Below are 26,747 nucleotides of genomic sequence, written 5' to 3'. Positions count from 1 at the left end.
TCCGGTCTTAGCTATCGTTTCCGATAGTTATCCCAGTCTTATAGGCAGGTTACCTACGTGTTACTCACCCGTCCGCCGCTAAGCATTCCCCGAAGGAAACACTCCGCTCGACTTGCATGTATTAGGCACGCCGCCAGCGTTCGTCCTGAGCCAGGATCAAACTCTCCATAATAGCGGACAATTGCTTGTCCGTATATCTGAAAGCTGAAATGCTCATTGATTTGCTAGCGAGATTTTACAATCTCTTTTTTGAACGATTGCTCGTTCGTGCTTACTCACTCGTTGTTCAGTTTTCAAAGATCAATTTCTTTCATTTGCTGCCGTGTTACCGAAGCAGCGAGAAGTAATATACCACAGGGCGTTCATCAATTGCAAGCTTTTTTTCTTGCCAATTTTTGTCGTTCTCTGTCGTCTATCATAATAACAGATGATGTTGTTTGAAAGCAAGCGTCATTGGTTCGTGTCATTTGCTCGTTCAAAGCAACGAGGAATAATGTAACACGAATGCCAATGTAATTACAACCCCCTTATTAATGTTCCGCAATTGCCATTCTTTTGAATGTTCTCGCAGCTGCGAACAAATTAGAAAAGGAGGGCATCGATGCCCTCCTTTGTCCTTTAGTATTCCATAGTAATGATTGGCGTTCCAACAGTCAGTCGCCATAAACCAGTCGTCGATTCCTGATGAAGAGCAATTTGTACATTTACCTTATGATTTCCGCTCATTATGGATGTTTGAAACTCGTCAGAAGAAAGAGATACACTGATTGTCTTTGCATCCCTGTAGCTGTCTACGATTTTGCCCTTAAACGCTTGAGCTAATTGACTTACCCACTCATTCGTACTATATAGCCGAGAGGCTTCTTCTATAGAAGTATAACCTTGCGTCATAACATTCCAAGCGCCATGGATGCCAAGCTTCATTAACTGCTCACTTGCTTGCTGCTGCCACTTCAGAAGACCCGCCTGCGCAGGTTGTCCGGACGCATCTAAGCGTAAAACCATATAACAAGCTGTCTGTCCTTGCGGCCTTACGAGTGTCAGCGTGACCTCGATTCCTGTTTCTAACTCCTTTTTGACCGTATAAATAGGATGCCCATTGGCTTCACTTAAGACATCCGTAAGGGGAACACCGAATGATGGGGATAGCTTCCTTCCTGTCTGCAAAAGCAATTCATCGGAACCCTCACACGAACCATAGTATCCTGTATATTTAAACGTGATGCGAGTATCCGCACCCATATAGGGTTTCACTGTATTTAATAAACGTAGAGCTTCTTGCTCTCCTTCGGCATTCGCCTGACGTATCCAACCGAAAAACAAACCTGCAATGGAGATCCAAATGAGGGACAGCAGCCAAAATTTCTGCATAATAAGAAGCACCTCTTTACTAGAATCTGTAACTCTAGTAAAAGGATGCCCTTATCTAATAGATTGTAAACCCATTAACGCATAAATTGAGAGAATACGATAAGTTGAGAATTCAGTCTCCCTACCATTTACAGTACAATTAACTCTTCGTCGTAAAGCGATAAAAACGAATCAACAATTTCCGAATCAAAATGCTTACCTTTTTGTTCGACAAGATATTGAACGGCAAGCTCAATACTCCACTTTTCCTTATAGGGCCGCTTGGTTGTAAGAGCATCAAATACATCCACGACACTAACGACGCGTGCTTCCAACGGGATATCTACACCTTGCAATTGTTGCGGATAGCCGGTCCCGTCCCATTTCTCATGATGGTGAAGAATAATGTTCTTGGCTGTGGATAGTTCACTTTCAAACAGATCACCATCTAATTCAGCATAGATCTTATCGACAATGTCTACACCGATTACCGTATGCATCTCGATAATCGTTCGTTCATAATCGGCAAGCGGCCCTGGCTTATACAATATGCCTTCAGGAATGGCTGATTTCCCGATATCGTGCAAAATACTGGAATGGGCAATAAGGGACAAAGCTTCCACTGATATGTTCAATTGATGTCTCTCATTGTGTCGATGAATCAACAGCTTCGTTAAATACTGCACGCGGGATAAATGTGATTCAATGCCCGGATCGCGAATTTCGCAAGAAATCGCAAGTACTTTTAACAATGATCCTTGTACATTCCGAACGCGCTCTTCATCCAAATAAAACCCGCGATCTAACTGCTCCAACTCCCGAAACACGCCTACGTAATAGATGATTCCCTCAACAGAAAATGGAGTGATCGTAATGGATGAATGCCATAAGTCTTGATTCATTTTACGATTCGTAAATACACCTGACCAAGATGTACTAGCTTGTAGAGCTGTCTTCATATGAATGTAAGTTTCTTTGGGCGTGTACGGAGTTCGTAAAATACCTGCTTTCTTTCCAATGATATCATCTGAGGAGTAGCCCGTAATCCTCTCATAGGATTCATTTACAGCGAGGATTCTATGTTCCGAATCTGTAATAATGACGGCATCTGCCAGCGCTAAAAAAATAGTTAGGTTGTTGTTCATGCTGTTCTCTCTTTCACTATAAATACACCGCCATTCCGCCAATGTATACATAAGCGAAATTGGCGGTGCATGAATGATTGTCACATGTTTCTTTCCCTTAATCAAGTTATTAGCGCGTGCAGAGTGCGGCCCTTGGCTGACTTGAGTTCACCTAGATGAGCTATAAGCGAGGATCGATCTCTTTCTCTAGGCTAACCTCAAACAATAAATTCGCAACAGCTTCCTTATAAGATTCATTATCCGCCGCGATATCGCTGAACTTAATTTGAAGCATCTTTTTACCTTATTGGTGTTCATTTATAGAGGTACGAAGCTTCCTTGATATGTTCTTCTGTTTCATGAGCTTTTTGTACTTATGTGGAAACTTGTAGTCATACCCATAGATTATCGACAAATAGTCCTCATTTCGCACCTTCATATAAGGGACACTTTTGCCTTCTTGCACTTCTGGTTTAATAACAACGCCTTCCATCTGATTGTCTATGGTTAACTTGGAGAAATAGCGCTCTGCCTTCTCAAAGCTATCCGATTCGAATAAGTCCAATGTGATGAAGGCATCATCTGACAAGATTATGATCTTCCCCTTGGATTTAAACTTGTCATATCTCAGCTTAAACTGATATTTGTGTGCCTTTCTTTTTGAGTATTGCTGTTCTTTCATAGATAGGGGAAACTTTAAGCTTCTTAATAGAGGACCGTAACCAGGTGACTGTATTAATCTCCATAATTTGGTACTCGTCGATATTAGGCGAAGCATCAGCAATTCGCTGGAGAATTTGCTGTTTTTGTTGCGTATGTTGATTAGAGAATTCCACAATCACTAGATATATATGTTTATCTACGGTATAGGTTGTCGTCTTTCTAAGTATATGCGCCCTCTCAATTGTGGGATGATTGTTCATTTCATCTCTGATTAAACCGAGAACTTCTTCACTAGGCTCTTCCCCGACAAGAACATCCTTAGAAATCAATGTGGACGATTCCCTGTTCTGATGAGCTTGTAGTTCGGATGCAGCAACGGCTTTGTCAAGATATTCGCTTGCATAAGCCTTATTTCCGATGTGCATATAATACAAGAAAAGGACACGACAGGCGTGGGGCACCGATGCGGTATCAAGTTTCATACAATACTCCAAATGTTCTACTGCCTCTCTTCGGCCTTTCTTCGCCATGATACGTCCTATAGCAAAATGAGCTGTAGCTAAAGAAGGTTCATGCATAACCAAATCTTGAAAATAAGGAAGCGCTTCTTCGGAAGATTTCAAATCCTCTATCATATTGGCCAGTTGTAAGGATTCATCTACTGTCAACTGACGAGTTGACTTTGCTTTCTCCAAAGTAGAAAGCGTATCTTGTAAATTTTGATAATGGAGGTATCGTTTTTTCCACTCTGGTCCAATATCTGCTCGCCATTGCTTATCAAAAAATTCAATAAACTCTGCCACGTTGCTCAAATAACTTTGACTGGACCTTTCCGCGGTACCATCGTCATATTCGGCCTCCTCGTTTAAGGCTTTCAGCCTTTCAGACAACGAGGGATGAGTATCCAACGGATTCGTATTACGGTGGAGTGCTACTCGGCAATAAAAATCAGCTTCGCTTTTTTGTACAGGCTCATCCAAGAATTTCAACATTTGCTCATATACATCAGGTGCTTCAATTTGTTCAGAGGCACGTTTGAACATATTCGGCCAAAACTCATCATTCAAATGAGCACCTTTGACATTCAGTGAAATCAACGCAGATGCAGCATATTTTTCACCTACGATTTTGGCGCTGCAGCGATCTGCATCGAATTCATTAGCCCTAGCTAATACAAATGTATAGGCATTGAAGTAAGGGGCGTATAGTCTCAAAAATCCATGAAACAAAAACTTCCCCCGTGCTTGACCTTCCTCTAACTGTTCCAATAAATGGATCCAGCTCTTGCGCACACGGTAAATCTATGTACTGAATCGACCATGCGCACCTGACAAGTGTCCCAATTCATGAGCCAGCACTGCCTGGAATTGTTCCTTCGACAAAGCCATCATGAGAGGAAGTCCTACCACGAGGATATTCTTATACCAGCCGAATACCCCTAATCTGGGCACCTGAATAATGGCTGCATTGAAGTCGTTATTTAGCTGAATTTCATCTACCTTAAAACCTTTAAGCTGCTTTCTCATTCGCTCGATTTCTTCTATCAACAAGGGAGTATTCTGCTTATCCAAACGCAGCCCTGTTGGAGCCTCGATATGAATCCATAAAGATTTAACGAGTACATATAGCAAGACAAACACGGGAATGAGAAGCTTCGCAAAAATCAAATGAAACGTCTTTGTATAAATCGAATAGACCACAATTCCGACAACAGCAAATAAAATAGCGAGCACTACAAATAAATAAAGGTATCCAACCATCGCTAATCCAAATACTTTCGTTTTGTACCACCTTGGATTTTTTTCCGCCTTTATTTTTAGTTTTTCGGTGAATTTTTGAAATTTTTCATTTGTCATCGCTATCCCCCATTAATCCTTATATGGATCAAATTCATCTGCTCCTGCCATACAAACCCCTATCGGCTTCAATACATGCAAAATCTCAACAGTCTCGCTATGAGCATTCAGAACATCCTGCAGCTTGCGGTAAACGAAGGGGCTTTCATCTGTACCAGCGCCGCGCAGCTCAACACCAAAATCCTTAACGACATCCATCATTTGATTCGTGGATATTTGTCCGCCACTGCGGGCGCGCGTTTTCCAGTTCATTTTGCCTGCCGCTTGGGTTCGGCTCATGATTCGACCGGCCCCGTGGACCGTACTGTAGAACGCATCGCGATTTTCATCCGAATCCTTCCCACTAACAATCACCGAGATATCGCACATGCTGCCCCCGATAAAGCCAAACTGCCCCGGTGCAGAAGGCGTCGCCCCCTTGCGAACAACAACGGTCTCCTGACCATTATGATTCTCTTTCCAGGCAAAATTGTGGTGGTTATGCACTTCGAAATCTGATTCCGCCCCAAGAATAGCAAGCACTTGCTCAATGACATAATCTCGACCGGCATACGCGTAGCGCCCTGCTAGCTTCATAGCTCGGTAGTACATGTCTCCAAGCTCGCTGGCGATATCCAGCAAAATCGGAGGCTGATCCATCTTTTCCCCAGGAGCATTCCCAAGAAAATCTCGACCTGCCGTCACATTCATAAAACCGCTAGCTGTCTTATGCCCAAACCCCCGACTGCCAAAGTGATTGGCTACCCAAATACGGCCGGTACGCATTTCCTCAAAAATGTCCACAAAATGATTACCGCTGCCAACTGTGCCCAGCTGTTCCCGCGCCAGAGCCTTTAATTTGTCATGCTCTTGTTTCCCAATCGCTTTATATACGTCCCAATCAGGGTCATCGAACAATTCATGATCTACCTTTTCATTGTTTACTCGCCCAATACCGAATGATATCTTGCGTGCTATTTGATCCATAATACCTGCTATTCGAGGACGCACATCGCTAGCCAGTAAATTCGTTCTTACCGCTTTATTGCCGCAAGCAATATCATAGCCGACTCCAGAGGGAGATACTTGCCCGTCGTATACAACAACTCCGCCTATCGGTTGGCTGTACCCCTTATGGTGGTCCGCCATTAGCAGTGTTTGGATGACATTCCCCGTTGCTGCACAAGTTTTCGCTTGAGATAAAGCTCCTTCGTCCGGTTGTCCCCAGACACGTACATGATCTATCGTTTGGTATGCCATTAGATGTAACTCCCTATCTGTTTATTTGATGAAATGTCCATAAAAAAAGGCCACGGACGCAAACGTCCATGACCGATTACTTCTGAATACGTCCTAAAACTAGCATGTTAAAACTAGCTTAGGATACCGTTAAACAGAGACCTAATGAGTCTATGAGCGTTACTCCATTTATTCCATTGTTCACTTATTTGACTATAATGATCATGATTGGAACTGAAGAATGACTGGAATAACATCTGTATCGACTCCTTTACTCTGTGATTGATATTGAAAATACTAACGTGATTACCGGTTACTGTCAATCAAATTTTACAATTTATCCCACTTGTTTCAGTTGCTTAATATTCATCACATTAACTATTTCGGACTCGTGGACGTCGTGTCCACCTTCTTGATTTATCTTCGCTTATTTGGGAGCTTATGAACATGGTGGAAGTATTACGACAAAGAAATGTTTTCCAGTGAGGGATATGTACAAGCGGATAAAAAGATAACCCCATCCAGTTACGATGGAGGTATTTGAGCTATTATTTTCTTGTAAATATCGTAATTATCTATTTCCAAGCAGACAAAGATGATCTTGCGAATAACAGCTTTTTCGCCACCCAAATAACTCACGACTTCCGCAATAGCAATTTCGGCCGCATCTTTCTTAGGAAATCGATATATGCCCGTACTTATATTGGGAAATGCGATGGATTCAATAGCATACTGACCAGCCAAGGCAAGTGTATTGCGATAACATCGAGCTAATAATTCTCTCTCACCCTTATTTCCACCAGACCATACAGGTCCAACCGTATGGATTAGGTACTTCGCATTCAAATTACCCGCCCCGGTAATTACCGCCTCCCCAGTAGGACAACCTCCTTGCTTATTTCGTATCTCCCTGCATTCCTCTAAAACCCGCTTTCCTCCTGAGCGATGTATGGCCCCATCAACTCCACCGCCACCCAACAAGCTTGAGTTTGCTGCGTTCACAATGACATCCACATGCATCGTTGTGATGTCTCCTTGAATGACCTTTATTGGTTGCTGCATATCCATCTTTTAACCCCCCACTAGATTACGGGATACCTCGCCATAAACTGATTTAAAGTCTCCCAGAGACTAATGTCGAGTTTCAATTTAACCGCAAGCGCAATATCAATTGGTATATCTTTATAGTAAGCATGAGCAATAGCGCCGGCTATGCAAGCGATGGTGTCGCTATCCCCACCCAAGGAAATCGCTTTTCTGAGCGCGTCCATGAAATCCGATGACTCCAGAAATGCTATAATCGCCTCGGGTACAGAGCCTTCACAGCTTGAATCGAACATATAGTTGGGCCGAATACTAGCAAGCGTTCGATCCAAGTTATAACCGAAGTTTGAGGTAATAAATGTCCGGATATAGTCCTTGGTCTTTCCCGTACGAGCAAGAAAAACTGCACTCGCGACCGCTTGCGCTCCCTTTATCCCCTTTTTATGATTATGAGTCACTTCAGCACTTCGCTTGGCTTCCTCCAACACTTCTTCCATGGAATCGAAAGCAAGCCCAATTGGACTCACTCGCATAGCAGAGCCATTGCCATAACTTCTGTACGGTCGGAACGAATCACCTTTCATCCATTCTTCAAATCGTCCGCCATATCCCGCATCGGGATATCTTCTTGCGTATTGTTTCATTTTAGTTGCATACAATTTTCTGTTTTTCCTGGAATCCAACATGGAGTTTGTATTCACTCTATTTAGGATCGCGTCCGCGACGGCAAGGGTTAATACCGTATCATCTGTAAAACGAGAAAATCGATGAAATAAAGGGAATTCCTCACTTTTCACATTATGCCACTCATAATAAGACCCAATGACATCTCCCACAATGGCTCCGAGCATGCCCACCTCTCCCCTCTAAACTAATCTTTATAACGATGATCATACAAATGGCGGCTCAATTCCTCTATGAATGAACGTTTAGCGAGTATTCCTGTCCATTTCTTAGGTATATGATCATATCCATAATAGGCACCAGCTATTTGTCCATAAATAGCTCCGGTCGTGTCGGCATCATTACCTAGATTTACGGCTAGAAGCACTCCCTCTTCGAATGAGTTCCCTTTTGCAAAAGCCCACAGGGCGGCCTCTAACGATTTCACCACATAGCCGGAGCCAATAATTTCGGGCGGTTCTTTTTGCAGATAGCTGCCTGTTGCAATTTCTTTGATTTTGGGTGTCAGACTATCCTCCTGCAACCAATCTCGAAAAGCATCGGGCTTCATTAACCTTTCTTTGGTCCAACCATTTAAAGCTCCTATAATAAAGACGGTGAGCAGTCTGCAGGCATCCAAACACTCTGCTGCGCTATGTGTTATTTTCGAACTCTGAACGGCATAATCGATCGCCAAATGAGGATAATCCATGAAAAATAATGGTACCGGCGCTAGTCTCATAATGGAACCATTACCCGCAGCGCTTGGGTGTACGGATCCGCAAAACCCTTCTCCCGTTCGTTCAAATTGTAAAATTGCCGCGCGTACGGTATTGCCAATATCGAAACATTCACCTGTACTGCTAAGATAACCTTCCCGGAACCAACGCCGATAGCGGCTCATTTGATCCATTGGGTCGAAACCGCACCTATCGACTAAGCTTTCCGCCAAGCATAGAGCCATCGAAGTATCGTCTGTCCATTCCCCTGGATTAAGATCAAAAATGCCGCCTCCCACGATATCCTCCACGGGAGGAAATGACCCCGGCTGCTGAAACTCAACAGTCGTTCCTAAGGCATCCCCTACAGCCAAACCGATGAAACAGCCTAAGTATTTATTCCATGTGTTTAACATGTGACCCCTCCTAAATTCACCGTGATCGAGACTTATCAAAGGCTTATTGTTCTTCTCCGGTTTTTAACAGCTCCTCACGAAGCTCCGTTAAAATTTCACCCAACCAGTTAGTTCCCCGCCATTTTTTTCGATCCAAAGCATCAGGGTGGTCTTCCGCAAGACCGATCCCCCAGATGGTATCAACTGGACTCGCCTCGACTAAAGTCGTCCCAACCGTCGATAAGAGGGATTGCTTCAAAGCCGAATTTTGAGTGAACTTTGCGTAGTTGGCCTCATATACGAACTTTTTACAGACTGCTGCCCATATCGTGCTATCGAAATTTTTGACTTGGCGGCCTAACTTTTTCTGATCTGCGGGAGAATGCGCTTTGAGAATTTTAGCCGCGATGTCGGCATCTTTAAAGATCAGCGCTTTTTGCACCATCATATACTGCTCCGCACAATTGTACTGAACGCCATTTAATGTAAATAAACTCGGGTGCCACTGTGAAAAGGGAGATTGGCTTCTCCAGAAAAAAGTGAAATGTTCCATTTTCATTCTCCTTCATCATTTTTCAACCACAACACTTTATCATGTATTTATAATATTATTAATTAGACATAATCAAAATCTAAAAAAAGAGCCTTAGCTGTAAAACGACAACCGAGGCACAACATCAGTAAAACGGTATAACTGCGCTGCTCGCTGTGAGTAGCGATTAGATAAGCTCAAGTTCCCATTCGCATCCCGCGCTTCTTCTATAATTCCCTTCCGGCTTTGAGTTGAAGTGATTTTGCGAATGAAATTCTTCTCCTCAAATTCGGGCACAACCGTCTGAATGACTTGATACAGCTCACCAATTGTAAATTCCTCTGGTAAAAATTCCTTAGCAATTGTCGTTGTTATCATTTTCTCCTGAACTCTATGGTAAGCATCTCTGATGATGTCGTAATGGTCAAATGCCAGATTCATTTGCAGTGCCTCTTTAATGGGAAACAAGCCGACATCCTCCGCATCATCATCCGCCTTCATCGTAGCCAAGTATCGTTCATGAACGAGTGCAAAAAAAGCATGTGATATAATCCAACCGCGTGGATCTCGGCCAGGCTTACTGTATGCGTTAAAGTACTCCATGTGAACCTCAGCTACTCCAGCCTCTTCGCGAATTTCCCGCCTAGCGCATTCTTCAATCGTTTCCGTTTCCCGAGTAAAACCACCCGGAAGTGCCCATTGCCCGATAAACGGCCATACCTTACGCTTGATGAGTAGGACCTGCAATTCCCGAATTGGCAGAGACTTTTTCACCGCACTCTTTTCTGTAGATGTAATTGTAAAAATAACAATGTCCGTCGGCGCACCGTCAGGCGTTCGATAATTTTTCGAAGAATAGTTCTGTTCATTTTCATGTTGATTCAAGGTAACCGCTCTTTTCATCTCATTTTGTATGTATGATATTATCATTATGACATGTTAAATAAAGAAGTGTCAATTAATTTTCAAAAGGCACAGCATAAAGCAGCGGCTATTCGCACAAACGTGCATACTAACCGCTGCTTTATGGATGACATCGGATTTAAAACTAGCCAGGATCCACAACCATACGCCTACAGTACTTGCATACCTCATCTTCGATTGGGATTTCCTCTTTGCAGAACGAACACTTCTTATGTGTTTTCAAATCAACGGGCGGCACTGCTTTTCGACTCTTCACATTCACATAAATCAACAAACCCACCACTACAACGATAACAGCCAGTAACCAATAAACGATACCGAAACACCTCCTAGTTGATTAACAACTTCTGATGATTCCGTATATGTATATTCAGTTATTCTTATTTATTTGTCTTTGTTGTGAATAATCCTATTAAAGTCACCGAGCTCCGCGAATTATCACCTGATGCTGTGCTCAGACATTCAAAACTTTTCTTGCTATAACCCATAAGGTTTAAAAAAGTAAACATGCGCCCCTCGAATTCGATGGGTGCTTTTTTATGGAATAGATCATTAAGAGGGAACTATTCACATGATCTACCAGAATTAATGTTATGTTACATGACACACAATTATTATTTTAATGCAAAAGGAGATACATCGAAAAATGAGGAAAACCTAAATAAATCGTCGAACTGTGTCGATGTATGCGATTTATTTGGGTTTTTTCCGTTTGACTCAAGTAAAGACAAACTTTTAATATGTTAGTATATCTATCATTAAAACGAAAGGATGGCCTACAAATAACACAACGCGTTATGTTTCCTCGTTTTACAAGCTTAATCTTTTTAAATGATAGCTCCAAGCCAATTTTATCACATCAGATTGCGAACGACGACGAACGCATCCAAGGAGGAAACCATGACTAAATCTTTATCCAAAAACGTTAGTGCACTTCTTCTTAGTATCACATTACTATCATCGGTTTTGTATGCACCGTTCGGAGTAGGTACAGCGCACGCGGAAGGAACAACCACTCCCCAACCAGATCCTGCTGTCATTTCGGAGCAGCCATTACCACCAGTACCTGTGTCAACACCGACACCAACACCAACACCAACACCAACACTAACACCAGTACCAGTACCAGTACCAGTACCAGTACCAGTACCAGTACCAGTACCAGTACCAGTACCAGTACCAGTACCAGTACCAACGATAGTACCAGAACTTTCGACTAATGTTTTGTCGACGGCTTCCATTCATATATCTGGTCCAACGGCAACGAGAATTGGTGAAAGCTTTGATTTGAATGTTTCATTGTCAGGAGCTGCACAAGATACGACAGCAGGCAAATTTATTTTTCAATACAATTCATCTTCATTTGAATACATAAGAGCAGCTTCGAGTTCAGGAGTAAGCATCGTTGGGGAGAATAATGAGCCAGGAAAAGTCACGCTTGTTGCAGCCGACCAGTCTGGTGCCTTTGCGAGCGGACGAACCGTAGTTACGCTCACCTTTAAAGCAAAAGCGAAATCGGATGTGAACGGGATTAGCGCATCTGTCGAGCTCGGACAAGCATCCAACGGAACTGTACAGCAAACAGCTGAGAATTCCATCGCTTTACAATATGCCAGTACGATCCCAGGGGATTTAAACGGCAATATGATAATCGATGTTGGGGATCTGGCTGTGCTAATTAAATATTTCGGCATCGGATCTGACAATCCGAACTGGAGTAAGGTGGCAAATGCTGACTTCAACAAAAATAATGTGATAGACATATCGGATTTGGCTGCTTTAGGGAAACTTGTCCTCTACGACAACGGACAACCGTTTAAGCTGCTGGAAGCCGATATTATGGGCATTCAAAATGCGATTGCGGCTGGTAAATTAACGTCAGTGGAACTCGTTCAGATGTATTTGGACCGAATTGCAGCTTACGATAAACAAGGCCCGAGCATCAATTCCATTATCAGTATCAATCCTGATGCGTTAACCATTGCAGCCAACTTGGATAAGGAGCTCCAAGAAAAAGGGCCGAGAGGATTACTACACGGTATTCCAATTATCGTGAAGGACAATTACGATACGTTAGGCATGCCAACAAGTGCAGGCTGTACCTGCTTGAAAGATAACAACTCAGTCAGCGATGCTTATATGGTTCAAAAGCTGAAGGATGCAGGAGCGATTATCCTGGCTAAGGCCAATTTAAGCGAGTTCGCTATCAATACGGACACCAATAGCTCTTTAGGTGGCCAAACGAAAAATCCGTACGATTTGACTAAAAACCCAGGTGGTTCAAGCGGTGGTACGGGAGCTGCGCTTGCCTCCAACTTTGGAGTAGGCGGTCTCGGTACAGACACAGGTGGCTCGATCCGCATTCCTTCCTCCTATAACAGTGTCGTTGGTATTCGGCCGACTATCGGACTGACCAGTCGAGACGGTATTATTCCGCTAGCTTTGTCCCAAGACGTCGGAGGACCGATGACTAGGACAGTCGCGGATGCGGCCATTATGCTAGATGTAGTCAGCGGCTACGATTCCAACGACATCGCGACAGCAGCAAGTGTTGGCCAAACGCCAGTAAGCTACACGAAATATTTAGACAAGAACGGATTGAAAGGCGCCCGTATTGGTGTCATTACGGATTCAGGCGTTACCGGAAACAACACAGAGGTCAAGGCCCTTCTGAGTAAGTCCGTTCAGGATATGCAGGCTCAAGGCGCGACAGTCGTGGAAGTAAGCATTCCGAATATATCTACAATTTTAAGCTACGGAAGTCTGAGCGGGTATGAATTTAAATTTAATCTGAACGATTATTTGTCCAATTCCCGCATGGTAGACACGACTAAACTTCCATATCACTCACTAACCGACATTATAAATTCAGGGACAGATTTCCTTCAATCGCTGAAGACCACACTCAACACACGCAATGGTATTGCATCCTTGGAAACACAGGAATATAAAGATATTTTGCTCTACAGAACGCGAATCACCCAGCAGTCGCTGCTTAAGGTTATGGCAGATAATAAACTCGATGCGCTTCTGTACCCATCAACCTCTGGTCCTACTGGCTCCAGTACTGGCAGCGCGAACCGATTGAGTCCTTTCTCCGGCTTCCCTTCCATAAGCGTACCTGCTGGTTTTGTGGCAAGCGGTACTCCGATCGGTATTGAACTGCTTGGCAGACCTTACGCAGAAGGAACACTCATCAAGTTAGCTTATTCCTATGAGCAAGCAACACACAAACGGGTGATGCCAACCAGTGTTCCCGATCTACCTGTACATGTTGTTCCGGCACCCTAAACATAGCTAGTTAGACAACGGATTTGCTCTGGAGGGGAAATGATCTAGCCCCCTCCTATCATTTAAGAAAGTGAATATGAGTTTCTATCCATTTAACTGCACGAGAAAGGACAAACTTGTATATGACACGTAAAAAAGCAGCTTTACTCACATCGATCGTGTTGGCGATTGCCATTATGCTGCCGCAGCTCGCGATGGCCTCGGCATCTTCGCCATCTCTCTCCATACAAGCCTCTTCGAGTTATCTGAGCAAGGACGAAGAGTTCACAGTTACTATACAGGGCAATGACCTTGATGATTTGTATGCATACCAGCTCAATCTTTATTATGATGCTGATAAGTTCTCTTTTAAATCGGGCAGCGAGATCGCATCAACTGTAGGTTTCAATGTACCAGCCAAAGTCTCGGAAGACGGCGGCCCCCATCTTGTATTCGCCCACACCAAGACAGGATCCGCAGCGGGGGATAACGGTTCTATTAAGCTAGTATCGTTCGTCTTCAAGGCCACGAAGGACGCAACAACTCAACTTAGCCTGAAAAACAGTCAATTAATCCATTCGAACCTTACTCTGACATCGCTTCCTGATTCGGTTAGCAGTGCTATTCTAATTGGGCCCAGCTCAGACAATTCAAACCCTAATCCTGGCACATCGGCACCTGTATCAACTCCGAGTGAAACGCGCACTACCGTAACACCGGATCAATTAAAAGATATTGGCACAGGTAAAGTGACCGTGGAAGTAAAAGGAACTTCGACCGAACTCACGCTGCCGGGCAACACATCAGAGCTACTGGGGAATAACGCCTTGGTCGTTAAGGCCGAAGGCGCGAAACTCGAACTGCCAGCGATTGTCTTTAGGCAGTTAGAACAGCAATTAACTAGTGCTCAATTTAAAGACGGGACCGTCTCTTTGACCATTAAGCCTACCGAATTCCGGAAGGAAACCAAATTCGCTGCGGACACCAAGCTAGGTGGACATGTCTATGAGTTCAGGCTGCAATGGAAATCTGCAGATGGCAGCACTTATGACCTTCATCAGTTCAACCAACCTGTTACGATCCGAATGCCCTTAGACGTCTCCATGAATCCAAAGCTGTCCGCTATCTACTATTTGCCTGAAGGTGCTGAGCCTGAATATGTAGGAGGCACATATACGGAAGGTGAACTAGTAGCTACCATTAATCACTTTAGCTCCTATGCCATTCTTGAGGTTAATAAATCTTTCTCCGATGTTCCCGAGAACCACTGGGCATCTAAGGTTATCAAGGAGCTGGCAGCTAAACAAATCATTGGCGGTACCGGGGCCAACGCATTCGAACCTAGTCGGAATATCACTCGCGCCGAGTTTACTGCCTTATTGGTAAGAACCCTTCACTTAACAAAAGTAGGCTCTGACGCCTTTGAAGACGTACCTGCGCAGATTTGGTATGCCAGAGATATCTCCATTGCTTACCAAGCAGGCCTCATACAAGGAACAAGCGAGACAAAGTTTTCGCCGGACGCCACCATTACCCGCGAAGAGATGGCTGTCCTCGCTATGCGGACCCACGAATTACTGAAAGGCAAATCGGAGGCAACTTCGCAAGGTTCGTTTACGGACGAATCGCAAATTTCATCTTGGGCATTAGGTTACGCGCAAAAAGTTAATGCACTCGGTTTGATTCAAGGACGCGAGACAGGAGCGTTTGTTCCGCAAGGTAGCTTAACTCGAGCTGAAGCTGCACAGGTGATCTACAGGTTATTAAACGAATAGAATACCCAATTGTTTAAGGTTTGAGCGTTCCTCCACCAAGCTGGTGTAGGGACGCTCTTTTTATTTACTTAAACCAAAATTGACATTCGTTGATTACAGATGTAATATCAAAAGTGTATTACACGTGTAATCAATGAATGTCAGGAGGAAGGCCCTTGAAAAATGTTCCCCAGATTTCAGACGCCGAATGGGAAGTTATGAAAGTGCTCTGGACCAAGACACCACGTACGGCAAATGAAGTCATCGAGGCTTTAGAAAATCAAACAGATTGGAAACCAAAAACAGTACGAACGCTTTTAAACCGGTTAGTCCACAAACAAGCTATTTCTTTTTCGCAAGAAAACAGGGTTTATGCCTATTTTCCGTTAGTATCCGAAGACGAATGTGTAAAGTCCGAAACTGATTCCTTCCTGAAAAGAATTTACGGAGGAGCGTTTAAGCCGTTGCTCGTTAACTTTTTGAAAGAAGAGCAGCTATCTCCGGAAGATATTAAAGAATTGAAAAATATTCTGGATGGCAAAACAAAATGAAAGATTATCGGTTAACCGAACATCTTATGCATTTCTTTGATTGGGTTTGGCCCGTCTCTACCATGGCAAGTGTTCTGGTTGTGCTGATTATCGTGATGCAGCAAGTGTTAAAGCATCGGTTAAAACCAAGATGGCATTATTTGATGTGGCTGTTGGTTATTGTTCGACTCGTTTTGCCATGGAGCCCGGAAAGTGAATTCAGTATTTATAATTGGATCGGTTATGCCGATTCCGCTCACTCTGCTGTGCAAGTGAATCAGGAAAAAATACTTACGAACGCTGTTATACCCGAAACCGCTGCTCAAACTGTTTACCGAACTTTATTCGTTATCTGGTTGGTTGGCATGTCTGTATTGGGAACATACACAATCCGAATCAATAGAAGGTTTGCCCATAAGATGAAAAAAGCGACGGTATCCATAACCGACGCAAGAATATTGGAAATTTTCAATTCATGTAAAAAAATGATGTCCATAGATAGACGCATTGCTCTTCTTCAATCTTGCGATTTGGCAACGCCAACCCTTTTCGGTTTTGTGAAACCTCAGTTAATTATGCCTCAAACCATTTTAAACAGCTTAAATGATGACCAACTGCAGCACGTGTTCCTACATGAACTGGCTCATAGCAAGCGCAATGACATTATTGTCAACTGGTTTATGCATGTTTTGCTCATTATTCATTGGTTTAATCCGGTTCTTTGGTATGCGTATCGTCGCATGCGAGAAGATCAGGAAATTGCTAGCGACGCTCTTGCGCTAAGCTACCTTGCTCCTGACAAAAGCCAGGACTATGGATATACCCTCATAAAGTTATTAGAAAATTTCGCGCAACCTGTTCGAGCGGTAGGAAACGTAAATCTTACAGGAAGCAAAGGTCAACTACAAAGGAGAATTAAAATGATCAAACAGTTTAAATCAAATTCGTATCGCTGGTCATTTCTTGGAATGGCAACCATCCTTATTATCAGCGGGTGCACGTTAACTAGCCCTAAGGCCAGTGAGACATCTACACAACCGCCAAGTACGTCAGTCTCTGAACAAAAATCGGAAGTGTCCTCTTCGCAAGTGCCTTCGTCAACCTCGGATGATAAAACGAAACAGACAGATCTCGCGGTGACACATCCGGCAAATGGGGATGATAAACAGGGATCCGTAGGAGCGCAGCCTACTATGACGGATGACAAGTCGAAACCTGCAGCCGCCTCAGGGGTGCTGTCTTCAGGAACCGACGAACAACCGAGAACTGCGGCCCCCGTTAGAGCGCTGCCTTCAGGAGCCGATAACCAACCCAAAGCTGCGGCTCCTGTGAGAGTACTTCCTTCAGAGGCTGATAACCAACCAAAAGCTGCCCCCGCTAGACTGCTTCCTTCAGAGGCTGATAACCAACCGAAAGCTGCAGCTCCTGTGAGAGCGCTGCCTCAAAGAGATGCTGACTTGTCGAAACAAGCGGCTCCCGTAGGACCGCTACCTGTAGCCTCCACTGATAACTAAACGCTCTATATATAAGCAAAAGGAGACCACAAATCTGCAAATGATTTGTGGTCTCCTTCTGCTATAAACTTTAAATTTCCGAATGAGCCGAGATAAATTAGCGTAATCTTCATTTAATAGCTAGGATCATTGTTTTATTAGCTTCCCCTTCTCATAGAGGTATTGTACCTCCGGCTTCTCGCCTTTGTTCTCTCCAATTGAAATTTTTTTATCATCTCTAAGGATTGCATAATTGTCCACAGTGCTTCCCAATGCCGCCTCTTTCAGGGATGTACTTACTTCATGTCTTCCATCCTTCCAGGTATACACCTTTACGTCGGGAAATTGTAAATGAAGTCCTTCAAATTGAATCACAAACTCATCGTTTCCATCCGAATCTAAATCGACAAACCGCGGTTTCCCCAGTCCTCAAATACTAACCAGTTATTTGCCATACTATCATACACGATATAAGCCACACTTCCAGGCCCATTGGCCAATAGCTCAATTCCCCCCAATAAAACTAGCTGTTTATCCGAATGAGACAAGTATGCTGCAACAAAAATAGTGTTGAATGCTCACCTCTAGGTGTCTCCGATAATTCAGGGGAAATGATCTCATTTATTATCAAATATCTATCATGAAATCGGATAAAAGCATGTTGAGACGCAATTGGATCGTCTGGTCTTTGCGGTTCTTTATAAATACTCAAAGTAATCTTCTGTTGCTTTACCTCGCCAAAGGGAATTTCTTTGACCAATTCCCAATTGCTATCCGGCATGCCTTCCATGAGTTGGTCCATTTGAAGCGGCTTAAAAACGAGATTGACCAACGAAGGAACCGAATCCCCTGAATTCTTCACTAATTCCACCTTTTGGCTGCAAGCAGTCAATAACACCCCTATGATAGCTAATTTGATGATCATCTTAAGGTTCATTCTTCAGTCCTCATTTAACCAATGAATTTGCAAACCCTAGCCTCAACAATGATATAGAGACAAATTATGATCGGAATTCACCTTCGTCAGAAGCAATAGCAATGGTAAATAATTGTTCAACCGGGACTCCAAACACTTTAGCGATTTTTAATGCAAGTATCGTACTGGGAATGAACTTCCCAACTTCAACCGTATTTATTGTCTTTCTTGTAACCCCAACAAGATCTGCTAATTGCTCTTGAGTTAAATTTCTTTTGGCTCTTTCAACTTTGATTGTATTTATCAAAATTTCATTGGACAACTATTATTACTCCATTCATCATGCATATTTAAGATCTATACAGTTATTTTTTGTGCCTTTGGGTGCGGAAAAGCAACTTTTTTCACTCTTTTTCAATCCTTAAGAATGCCAGCAAACAGGCAATAACAGCAACAAAGATACTGATCTCAGGAAAAGCCCGAGCAGGTAAATCCAAAAATGAGGAAAGTAGTAATAAAATAACTTGCAGTGCGAGTAAAACCCAGAAACCGACTGCAAAGGACTTCAAGCGAACAAACTGAAATAACTCGTCGTTCAGGGCTTTGTTTAGTTCTGGATGTTGCTTCATGATTTTTCCGAATCGAATCACTTTAATCAGATAGAATACCCAAACACACCAACCTATTAGAGAAACAAGTGTGATCGTCAGCCCTACATATTTATTTAATATAGGCTCCGCGAGAAAATATTTCAATATACGAGGTATTTCCCAAGCTGTTATACCGATAAGAAAACCTATCAACATAACCCGCCTGCTTTGATAAAGCTGTTCCTTGCTTATACTTATACTCATGCGCTAACCTCCAAATTATATATTAGGTACGTAACCCTTGTTACACATTATATAACCTATAGGTTATAATGTAAATCCATTTTTTTCCTTCCACAACTATTAGGACAATGTCTCTCAGAAAAAGGATGACAAATAGTAATGGACACCCTTTTATAAAGATGGTACCCTAAATAGAACCAATCATCCTACGTTTGGAGGTTTAATCTATGCTTAAGAAGACGATTCGTCTCACACTTGTCGATCAAGTGATTTTACAAATTGAATCCTTAATTGAATCGGGAGATTGGCCAGTCGGTAAAAAAATACCAGCTGAGCCGGAACTTGTGACTGATCTTCATGTTAGTCGGAATACGTTGCGTGAAGGCATAAAGGCACTTTGTCATACAGGCGTATTAACGACACGACAAGGAGACGGAACCTACGTAACCTCTAGCAGTATGCTCGGTGCAGCCATTCAACGACGTCTTCGCAAATCAAGCTTGCTTGATACGCTGGAAGTCAGGAATGCGCTAGAACAGGAGGCAGCGAGACTATCCGCTGAAAGACGGACCGAAGAGGACTTGGAGAAAATCCTTTATTATCAGAGGAAGTGCAATTCATTTACTGCAGCTCGTGACATAGAGTCGTATGTGGCCGCAGACATGAAATTGCATCAGACCATCGTAGAATCAACCGGTAATCAAATGCTAATCGATCTGTATGCGCATATTACTGAATCCATTAAGGAATCTATCTCCACTTATTTAAAAAAACGATTTACTGAAGATCTTCCCGAAAATGCACATCAGCAACTGGTAGAAGCCATTACCGCGCAAGACACAGCAACGGCTGCCAACATCGTGAAACAATTTATTGATCAAATAAAACGAGATGTAGAAATGGAGGAAAACTAAGTGAGCTCCTCTCAACTAGAATCCCACACAAAAGTTATCTCAAAATCTAAAAATTGGTTGCTTGTATTAGGGATTATTTTAATAGCGGCGAATTTGCGTGCTCCTTTAACTTCAATTGGTCCGCTCATAGGAACCATTCGGCATGAATTAGGCATATCGAATACATTAGCGGGTTTGATTACCACGCTGCCGTTACTGGCGTTTGCCATTCTTTCACCGCTTGCACCTAAATTAGCCCGAAGATATGGAAATCCTACAGTTCTCTTCGGATCGATGTTCCTTCTAATAATAGGTATAGCATTACGATCTTCTTTCGGCATCGGTTCACTGTTGATTGGAACAGTTATTCTGGGCCTTGGGATTTCAATTTGTAATGTTCTGATGCCGAGCCTTATCAAAGAAAGTTATCCTTTAAGGATTGGCGTAATGATCGGTGTTTACTCAGTTGCAATGAATTTAAGCGGCGCGATCGCATCCGGAATTAGCGTACCATTGGCCAATCAAGTCGGTTTGGGCTGGAAAGGGGCATTGGTCATATGGATTCTCTTAGCTTTGTTATCTCTTTTCGTGTGGGTTCCTCAATTGAGGCATAGCCATCAGCAAAAAGATGTGAAAACATCGGATAGGAATGAAAGTCGGACTAATTTGTGGAAGTCATCACTTGCATGGTACGTGACACTATTCATGGGATTGCAATCCATGCTTTTTTATGTCGTTGTTTCTTGGCTGCCAGATATTTTGAAAAATCAGGGAACAAGTCCCGACTCAGCAGGCTGGACGTTATCTATCATGCAACTGGCTTTACTTCCAGTAACCTTCATCGTGCCTATTCTAGCTGGACGGATGAAGAATCAGGTTGTCCTCGTAATTCTGACAGTAACATTTTTCTTTATAGGAATTAGCGGGCTTCTCTTTGGAAATCATACATTAACCGTTCTTTGGGCTGTTTCAATCGGTATTGGGTCGGGTTGTTCGTTTAGCCTAGCTATGATGATGTTTGGACTTCGCACTACAAATCCTCACGACGCGGCCGAATTATCCGGAATGGCACAATCTGTAGGTTACCTGCTGGCAGCTGTAGGACCAACGCTATTCGGCTATCTTCATGATGCCACAAATGGATGGAAAATACCGCTTATTGTGCTGCTTGTGATGACGGTGTTGATGTTGATTTTTGGTGTAGCTTCAGGTCGGGATCGATGTATCGGAAATACAAATCCTCAGGAATAGATGACATAGAGAAATAGGCCGCTCGAATTACAAACTTCAAAACCGCGGCCTCACTATGGAATGTGATCGTGTGCCTTTTACCTTCAGTGCCCGCCTGCTGGCCTCTTTTTCTGTTCTTTAATTCTACTTACGGGATCTCCAACAAATATTTGTGTATGGGAGGGTACTCCTTCACGAATTTTTATAGCTAATAAGTTTAAATTCTTGATTAATTCTAACTGTATATTTTCTTCGATCTGAAATTGAACGCCGTATTCATAAACTTCGCCATTCTCCATTTCGTTAATCCAAGCAATATTCCCATAAAGCTCATAGACCTGATTCAATATTTCGGTCCCAAATTTTAAAATAATATCATCATTGATAGGTAATTTGACGCCCATTAAAAACTTCAGACCACCCGGACCTATATCCGTAATAAACACATCTGTAATGCCAAGATCAACCTTTCTTCCTTTAAACATATGAATGGTCATTCCTGCCACTAATGGGTTTGTAAGCTGAACTCGAAAATACTTTCGACGGTTTGAAATCTGTTTCTCTTGTTTGATTTTCGATGATTGGTTTAAATACTGTTTATTCCTCAATAAATGAACAAAGGCTTCAGCATCTAGAGGACGACTGAAATAATAGCCTTGAATCTCATTACAATGCTGTTCCTTCAAAAATGCATATTGTTCGGCACGCTCTACCCCTTCAGCAACAACCTTCATATTAAGCGCTTTAGCTAAATTCAGGATGCATTCAATGATGGATTTATTAACCGGATCCGTTAGAATCTCCTCAACGAATGTTTTATCGATTTTTATCGTATCCAGAGCTAATCGTTTAAGTAAATATAATGAAGAGTATCCTGTACCGAAATCGTCCAGCGAGACTTTTATTTTCCGTTTCTTTAGCTCAAGCAATAGTTGGGTTACTTCTTTTTCATTCTTAATAAAGGAACTCTCTGTAATTTCAATCTCCAAGCGATCAGGCAATATGCCCGTCTCTTCCACGATTTCATCGATAACTTGCAATATATTTTGTTTCAATAATTGTTGTACGGAGAAATTCACCGAAATTGTAATTGGCGGAAGCCCCATGTCCTGCCACTTCTTACTTTGTTTACAGGCTTCACGCAATACCCATTCGCCGATAGGAACGATAAGTCCCGTCTCCTCTGCAATCGGTATAAACTCTGTCGGAGAAACCAGTCCCCAGTCAGGATGATTCCACCTTACCAAGGCTTCTGCTCCCAGGATTTCTGTCGTCTGGGCATCTACACGTGGCATATATTGTAGGAATAGCTCCTCTTTATCTAAAGCCTTCCGAAGGTCGTTGCTCAAAGTAAACAGCTTAAACGACTGAATATTTAAAGAAGAAGAGTAATATTGAGCTTGATCCCTTCCTTGTGATTTAGAGAAATATAGAGCCGTTTCCGCATTTTTGAGTAAGCTCTCAACCGTTACACCATCTTCAGGTGATAGACTGATGCCGATACTCGCTGTAATATGTAATTCGTAGCCTTCTACGATAAATTGTTTCTTCGTTATTTGTATAATATGATCCGATAGGGACATGACATCGCTATGGCTCTTCACTTCAGAGAGCACAATGCAAAATTCATCGCCACCTAAACGATATACGGTTTGATTGTTTCCTAAGCAATTTTGCAGACAGCCCGCAAGTTGCCTTAACAACGCATCGCCTGTCGAATGTCCCAGCGTATCATTAACTAACTTAAAACGATCCAAATCAATTAAAAGAACCGCTAGCTTTTTATTATAGAACTGGGCCAATCTTAACTGTTTATCCAGTTGATCTTCAAACATTCTTCGATTTGGCAGATCGGTTAAATAATCATGATAGGCTAAATATTGGTTTAGCTCCTCAGTCTTCCTACGATCTGTAATATCTAAAACAGTACCTATCGTTGCTATTTCCCCATTGTGCATCACTTTCGTATAATGAACCTCGACGATAATAATCGTGCCGTCCTGTTTGATCGCCCTGTGACTAATATTCTGAATGGATTGACCTTCAGATAAACCAATGATCTTATCAAGGAGAGCTTCCCTATCATCTACGTGTATTGTCCGACTTACCTCTAGACCTAATAAAGATTTATAACCTAGCATCTTCTCCAAATGCGGATTTGTATATACAAACAGGCCATCACGAATAATAAATACACCGACTATGGATTGTTCCACAATACTGCGATATTTTGTTTCCGCTTCATGAAGAGATCGTTCCATCGCTTTTTTCTCAGAAATATTTTTTGCTATCCCATAGATACCTACCAGTTCTTTATTAATTATGATAGGGATATTCGTAACATTAAATTCTACGATTTCTCCATTTTTATGAATACCTGCTGTGTCATAATTTTGCGGAATGAGCGTCCTTATTGTTTCCTTAAAGAAATGCTTCGTTTTTTCAACCGAATTCGGCTCTACAACATGCACGAAACTTACATTTAGCAGCTCCTCTTTTGAATACCCTAACGTTTTTTCAAGCTCTGAATTCGCCGCTACAAAATTCCCATGAAGATCAAAGGAATAAACAGAATCGGGATTATTATTAAATAATGACTTATAGTATTGTTCCTCCTGATGTAAACGTAGCCGCAGAGTTTTATTCTCGGTTATATCTTGAATTGTTCCTATGGCACCATGCCATTCATTGGACTCATCAGGAAAAAACTCGGTACTCTCCAGTACATATCTAACTTCTCCATTCGGACGAACGATCCGATATTCAACTTCATAAGGCTTTTTCGCTTCCGCAGACGCTGAAAATGTTTCAAATACGCGCTGCCGATCATCTGGATGCATAAAATTAAAAATGTCTTCCAACGTAACCGTTAAATCATGCTCCATACCATGTATAAGAAACATTTGTTTGGACCATGACACCTTGTCAAGCACTTCATCATATTCCCAATACCCCACATTGGCTATTTTTTGGGCCATCTCTAACCTTTTGCTTTTCCTTTTCAATAATTCAATTAACTCTTCTTTATTATCTGTGGTTAGCTGTTCATCCCTTTTAATTTCGTACTTCTTTTCCAATTTCCTTATTCACTTCCTTTTCCAATGTTTTTTCGTTTGGACTGAGAGCCTTCCTTTCACGCATCCGTAAAAAAACAAAAGACACTACCCTTAGATAGTGTCGCTCTCTAAATGAAGGGTAACCCGGCTGCCATTGCAATTTCTGCAGAAGACCCGTGGCTTTGCGTCCCTATCTTTCGAATAGGTTTGCTATTGTCCTATTTTTTTATTTTTCCAATTCTGTCAAGATCCTATAGATACATTATAATACGAAAACATGATATTTTCATCATAGGATTAAAGAACTATATCACGGGACATTAAAATAGGTTATGGCTGCTTTCGTTTGGATATGTCTTCCCCTTGCGCAGGGAGTCTTTTCTCTTGGGACTCTTTGCCATGCATGCAATCCCTAAAAGTACACTCGCGATTCCAATCAGGTGTGACCACATGAAGGCTTCTTTTAAAATAATGTATGAAAGCAGGATAGCCGAAACAGGTAATATGCTACTTTTCGTTCAGTGTAGTCACCCTCGAAAATTCAGAAATAGTGGATATATAACCGTAATGTTTCCAGCTCATTGAACTAATTTAGGCTTTTGAAGCAGTGATTGATCTATGTTCACATAAAAAGGCACCCATTCACTAGAGTCTTCAACTCTAGTAGAAGGATGCCCCTTTCTATTATAAGATACCCGATTAGATTCAATAAGGGTCCGTAGAGGAAGATTACTCCAGCTCTTTTTCCCTGCGCAATATCTCTTCCATAGGTGTGTTAAGTGCTGCCTGCGGTCCCGGAAAATGATTTTTGTAGTAAGCCAAATCCATAATAACCAGAAGAACGAGCATCCCGGCTACCGCATAGCCAGCCATTTGATTCGGTGGAATCACCATAACGATGCAAATGAAAATGATCCACAATAACGCGACTACGGAAATGAACGTGCTGTATTTCCCTAGATTCCAAGGTCCTAGATGTTTGGCTTGAAACCTTCCTTCCGCTTTCGCTCTAAGCTTCAAATAGATCGGAATACCGTAAGCGACATATAAACCAACAACACTGACCGCAGTTAGGAACGCAATGGTTGTGTAAGTCGCATCCGGGTTTACCAGCTTAATTATATAATCAATGAATGCAAGCAAAAATGACAGGATGATAGCCAACCAAATGGCTTTAGCCGGTGTCCGGTATTTCTTCGAAATTTGTGCCCATTGATGGCTAAGCGGCATCCCTTTGTCACGAGAGAAGGCATACATCATACGGGAGAATGAAGTGATGGAAGCTAGACCGCAGAACCACATCGCAGCGGTGACCAGCCATAGAATAACGGAGCCGAATGTACCGCCAAGAGCTTGGCTGATAACATAAATGAACGCATTGCTGGAACCGGCGGCGGCACCGGCATCCTTGATGGACAAGGTAACGAAAGCAAGCATAATGAATCCAATGACAAACGAATAAGCAACGGATGTGAAAATACCCCAAGGAGCACGCACACGAGGGTTGACGGTCTCTTCAATGGTATGTGCGGATGCGTCATATCCCGTAAACGTCCATTGCGCTTGCAAAAGTCCGATCAGAAATGCAAACATGTACGGTTTATCGGAGAACGTTTCCCCCACTTTGAATAAATAAGTTACAGGATTTAAGTGACCCTTGGTGAAAAAAGCCAGCGACAAAACCAGCACCGCCACCACAGCGATATGGTACCATGCGGAGAAGTCGTTAAGTCTCGAAACAATACGAATCCCGATGTGATTGAGAATACCATGCGTAAGTAAAATAATTGTAAAACAAATCAACGCGGTTGTATTGTTCGATTCATATCCGAATACACTGCCGATGAGAGGATCGGCGAATATCGCGACCGAATAATCGATACCGGCCACAATCCCGATTTGACCAATCAAATTGATCCATGCGGTGTACCAACCCCAGCGTTTATTTTTCAAAATAGCTGCCCAATGGTACAAAGCACCTGCTGTCGGAATGGCCGAAGCTAGCTCTGCCATGACTGCTGCAACAAACATGACAAAAAGGGCGACAATCGGCCAGCCAAAACCCATCATCCCCGAACCGCCATAGGTTAATCCGTGACCATATAAGGACACAGCGCCGGTAAGAATGGAAATAATGGAAAATGATATAGCGAAATTGGAAAATCCGCCCATACTGCGCAGAAGCTCTTGGGCATAGCCGAACTTGTTTAAATCACTTTTGTCTTTTTCATGATGATTGGAAGGTACGCTCATCTTGAATCCTCCTCATCAGATACAATATGTT

The 26,747-nt window shown here is 42.6% G+C and carries 22 protein-coding genes, 1 rRNA gene, 1 pseudogene and 1 riboswitch; of the genes and pseudogenes, 6 read left to right on the top strand and 18 right to left on the bottom strand.

Features of this window, described 5'->3' with window-relative positions; genetic code table 11:
• The 12 genes and pseudogenes from FU659_RS25035 to FU659_RS36510 all read right to left on the bottom strand — a co-directional run.
• Positions 1-172 (bottom strand): 16S ribosomal RNA (locus FU659_RS25035); the annotation flags it as partial.
• A gap of 446 nt (positions 173-618) precedes the next feature.
• Positions 619-1,371 (bottom strand): YwmB family TATA-box binding protein, encoded by a 753-nt coding sequence (locus FU659_RS25030; RefSeq protein WP_147950052.1) that lies wholly within the window; start codon positions 1,369-1,371, stop codon positions 619-621.
• Positions 1,372-1,499: 128 nt separating this feature from the next.
• Complete coding sequence (locus FU659_RS25025; RefSeq protein WP_261808037.1) at positions 1,500-2,600, bottom strand: HD domain-containing phosphohydrolase; 1,101 nt, start codon at positions 2,598-2,600, stop codon at positions 1,500-1,502.
• 178 nt (positions 2,601-2,778) lie between these two features.
• Entirely contained in the window at positions 2,779-3,156 is a 378-nt protein-coding gene (locus FU659_RS25020; RefSeq protein WP_397356486.1) for a hypothetical protein, read from the bottom strand.
• Positions 3,107-4,897, bottom strand: a pseudogene (locus FU659_RS37615) (M48 family metalloprotease). The gene FU659_RS25020 and the pseudogene FU659_RS37615 overlap by 50 nt, the downstream one beginning before the upstream one ends.
• Positions 4,898-5,005: 108 nt before the next feature.
• Positions 5,006-6,232, bottom strand: a complete 1,227-nt coding sequence (locus FU659_RS25005; protein ID WP_147950049.1) for an RtcB family protein — start codon at positions 6,230-6,232, stop codon at positions 5,006-5,008.
• Positions 6,233-6,736: 504 nt separating this feature from the next.
• A complete protein-coding gene (locus FU659_RS25000) occupies positions 6,737-7,273 on the bottom strand; it encodes an O-acetyl-ADP-ribose deacetylase (protein ID WP_147950055.1) in 537 nt (178 codons plus the stop codon).
• 20 nt (positions 7,274-7,293) lie between these two features.
• Entirely contained in the window at positions 7,294-8,106 is an 813-nt protein-coding gene (locus FU659_RS24995; RefSeq protein WP_147950048.1) for an ADP-ribosylglycohydrolase family protein, read from the bottom strand.
• Positions 8,107-8,126: 20 nt separating this feature from the next.
• Entirely contained in the window at positions 8,127-9,053 is a 927-nt protein-coding gene (locus FU659_RS24990) for an ADP-ribosylglycohydrolase family protein (RefSeq protein ID WP_147950047.1), read from the bottom strand.
• 43 nt (positions 9,054-9,096) lie between these two features.
• Complete coding sequence (locus FU659_RS24985) at positions 9,097-9,585, bottom strand: riboflavin biosynthesis intermediates N-glycosidase (RefSeq protein WP_147950046.1); 489 nt, start codon at positions 9,583-9,585, stop codon at positions 9,097-9,099.
• 93 nt (positions 9,586-9,678) lie between these two features.
• Positions 9,679-10,467 (bottom strand): NUDIX domain-containing protein, encoded by a 789-nt coding sequence (locus FU659_RS24980; RefSeq protein WP_187274378.1) that lies wholly within the window; start codon positions 10,465-10,467, stop codon positions 9,679-9,681.
• 875 nt (positions 10,468-11,342) lie between these two features.
• Complete coding sequence (locus FU659_RS36510) at positions 11,343-11,729, bottom strand: hypothetical protein (protein WP_222708635.1); 387 nt, start codon at positions 11,727-11,729, stop codon at positions 11,343-11,345.
• On the opposite strand from FU659_RS36510, the gene FU659_RS24970 reads away from it, so the two are divergent.
• From FU659_RS24970 to FU659_RS24955, 4 genes are all read left to right on the top strand, one after another.
• Positions 11,713-13,779 (top strand): amidase family protein, encoded by a 2,067-nt coding sequence (locus tag FU659_RS24970; protein ID WP_261808036.1) that lies wholly within the window; start codon positions 11,713-11,715, stop codon positions 13,777-13,779. The genes FU659_RS36510 and FU659_RS24970 overlap by 17 nt on opposite strands.
• 122 nt (positions 13,780-13,901) lie before the next feature.
• Positions 13,902-15,533, top strand: coding sequence for an S-layer homology domain-containing protein (locus FU659_RS24965; RefSeq protein ID WP_147950043.1), 1,632 nt, complete (start codon positions 13,902-13,904; stop codon positions 15,531-15,533).
• Between the two features lie 137 nt (positions 15,534-15,670).
• Entirely contained in the window at positions 15,671-16,063 is a 393-nt protein-coding gene (gene blaI, locus FU659_RS24960; RefSeq protein ID WP_397356480.1) for a penicillinase repressor BlaI, read from the top strand.
• Entirely contained in the window at positions 16,060-17,556 is a 1,497-nt protein-coding gene (locus tag FU659_RS24955) for a M56 family metallopeptidase (RefSeq protein WP_147950041.1), read from the top strand. Before blaI ends, FU659_RS24955 begins: the two co-directional genes overlap by 4 nt.
• Positions 17,557-17,682: 126 nt before the next feature.
• Here the strand turns inward: FU659_RS24955 and FU659_RS24950 are convergent, their stop codons facing one another.
• The 4 genes from FU659_RS24950 to FU659_RS24935 form a co-directional block, all read right to left on the bottom strand.
• Positions 17,683-17,910 carry a hypothetical protein gene (locus tag FU659_RS24950; protein ID WP_147950040.1) on the bottom strand — a complete coding sequence of 76 codons (228 nt, stop codon included), beginning with the start codon at positions 17,908-17,910 and terminating at the stop codon, positions 17,683-17,685.
• Between the two features lie 148 nt (positions 17,911-18,058).
• The gene (locus FU659_RS24945) at positions 18,059-18,472 is read right to left on the bottom strand and encodes a hypothetical protein (protein WP_147950039.1); all 414 of its coding nucleotides are present in this window, start codon (positions 18,470-18,472) and stop codon (positions 18,059-18,061) included.
• A gap of 64 nt (positions 18,473-18,536) precedes the next feature.
• Positions 18,537-18,773 (bottom strand): helix-turn-helix transcriptional regulator, encoded by a 237-nt coding sequence (locus FU659_RS24940; RefSeq protein WP_147950038.1) that lies wholly within the window; start codon positions 18,771-18,773, stop codon positions 18,537-18,539.
• Between the two features lie 82 nt (positions 18,774-18,855).
• Entirely contained in the window at positions 18,856-19,305 is a 450-nt protein-coding gene (locus FU659_RS24935) for a hypothetical protein (protein ID WP_147950037.1), read from the bottom strand.
• A gap of 206 nt (positions 19,306-19,511) precedes the next feature.
• Here FU659_RS24935 and FU659_RS24930 point away from each other — a divergent pair, with 206 nt between their 5' ends.
• Complete coding sequence (locus FU659_RS24930; RefSeq protein ID WP_147950036.1) at positions 19,512-20,198, top strand: FadR/GntR family transcriptional regulator; 687 nt, start codon at positions 19,512-19,514, stop codon at positions 20,196-20,198.
• Entirely contained in the window at positions 20,199-21,428 is a 1,230-nt protein-coding gene (locus tag FU659_RS24925) for a CynX/NimT family MFS transporter (protein ID WP_147950035.1), read from the top strand. It abuts the gene before it with no gap.
• An 83-nt stretch (positions 21,429-21,511) separates the two neighbouring features.
• Here the strand turns inward: FU659_RS24925 and FU659_RS24920 are convergent, their stop codons facing one another.
• Both FU659_RS24920 and FU659_RS24915 read right to left on the bottom strand, forming a co-directional pair.
• Positions 21,512-24,484: an EAL domain-containing protein gene (locus FU659_RS24920; RefSeq protein WP_147950034.1), complete on the bottom strand. Its 2,973-nt coding sequence runs from the start codon at positions 24,482-24,484 to the stop codon at positions 21,512-21,514.
• A gap of 114 nt (positions 24,485-24,598) precedes the next feature.
• Positions 24,599-24,685, bottom strand: a riboswitch (cyclic di-GMP riboswitch).
• A gap of 507 nt (positions 24,686-25,192) precedes the next feature.
• The gene (locus FU659_RS24915) at positions 25,193-26,716 is read right to left on the bottom strand and encodes an amino acid permease (protein ID WP_147950033.1); all 1,524 of its coding nucleotides are present in this window, start codon (positions 26,714-26,716) and stop codon (positions 25,193-25,195) included.
• Positions 26,717-26,747: the final 31 nt, after the last annotated feature.

Origin of the sequence: Paenibacillus sp. N3.4, assembly GCF_008017805.1 — a bacterium.
Classification (GTDB): domain Bacteria; phylum Bacillota; class Bacilli; order Paenibacillales; family NBRC-103111; genus Paenibacillus_E.
Note: the sequence above shows the minus strand (reverse complement) of the source record. Positions and strands in the feature narration are given on the sequence as shown.

What these genes read in the sequence shown, in the direction of transcription:
- FU659_RS24985 (WP_147950046.1), bottom strand. Translation starts at nt 9,585, where the DNA reads ATGGAACATTTCACTTTTTTCTGGAGAAGCCAATCTCCCTTTTCACAG.
- FU659_RS25020 (WP_397356486.1), bottom strand. Translation starts at nt 3,156, where the DNA reads ATGAAAGAACAGCAATACTCAAAAAGAAAGGCACACAAATATCAGTTT.
- FU659_RS24930 (WP_147950036.1), top strand. Translation starts at nt 19,512, where the DNA reads ATGCTTAAGAAGACGATTCGTCTCACACTTGTCGATCAAGTGATTTTA.
- FU659_RS24995 (WP_147950048.1), bottom strand. Translation starts at nt 8,106, where the DNA reads ATGCTCGGAGCCATTGTGGGAGATGTCATTGGGTCTTATTATGAGTGG.
- FU659_RS24990 (WP_147950047.1), bottom strand. Translation starts at nt 9,053, where the DNA reads ATGTTAAACACATGGAATAAATACTTAGGCTGTTTCATCGGTTTGGCT.
- FU659_RS25030 (WP_147950052.1), bottom strand. Translation starts at nt 1,371, where the DNA reads ATGCAGAAATTTTGGCTGCTGTCCCTCATTTGGATCTCCATTGCAGGT.
- FU659_RS36510 (WP_222708635.1), bottom strand. Translation starts at nt 11,729, where the DNA reads ATGGAAGCCGTCGACAAAACATTAGTCGAAAGTTCTGGTACTATCGTT.
- FU659_RS25000 (WP_147950055.1), bottom strand. Translation starts at nt 7,273, where the DNA reads ATGCAGCAACCAATAAAGGTCATTCAAGGAGACATCACAACGATGCAT.
- FU659_RS25005 (WP_147950049.1), bottom strand. Translation starts at nt 6,232, where the DNA reads ATGGCATACCAAACGATAGATCATGTACGTGTCTGGGGACAACCGGAC.
- FU659_RS24955 (WP_147950041.1), top strand. Translation starts at nt 16,060, where the DNA reads ATGAAAGATTATCGGTTAACCGAACATCTTATGCATTTCTTTGATTGG.
- blaI (WP_397356480.1), top strand. Translation starts at nt 15,671, where the DNA reads ATGTCAGGAGGAAGGCCCTTGAAAAATGTTCCCCAGATTTCAGACGCC.
- FU659_RS24945 (WP_147950039.1), bottom strand. Translation starts at nt 18,472, where the DNA reads ATGAACCTTAAGATGATCATCAAATTAGCTATCATAGGGGTGTTATTG.
- FU659_RS24915 (WP_147950033.1), bottom strand. Translation starts at nt 26,716, where the DNA reads ATGAGCGTACCTTCCAATCATCATGAAAAAGACAAAAGTGATTTAAAC.
- FU659_RS24980 (WP_187274378.1), bottom strand. Translation starts at nt 10,467, where the DNA reads ATGAAAAGAGCGGTTACCTTGAATCAACATGAAAATGAACAGAACTAT.
- FU659_RS24935 (WP_147950037.1), bottom strand. Translation starts at nt 19,305, where the DNA reads ATGAGTATAAGTATAAGCAAGGAACAGCTTTATCAAAGCAGGCGGGTT.
- FU659_RS24965 (WP_147950043.1), top strand. Translation starts at nt 13,902, where the DNA reads ATGACACGTAAAAAAGCAGCTTTACTCACATCGATCGTGTTGGCGATT.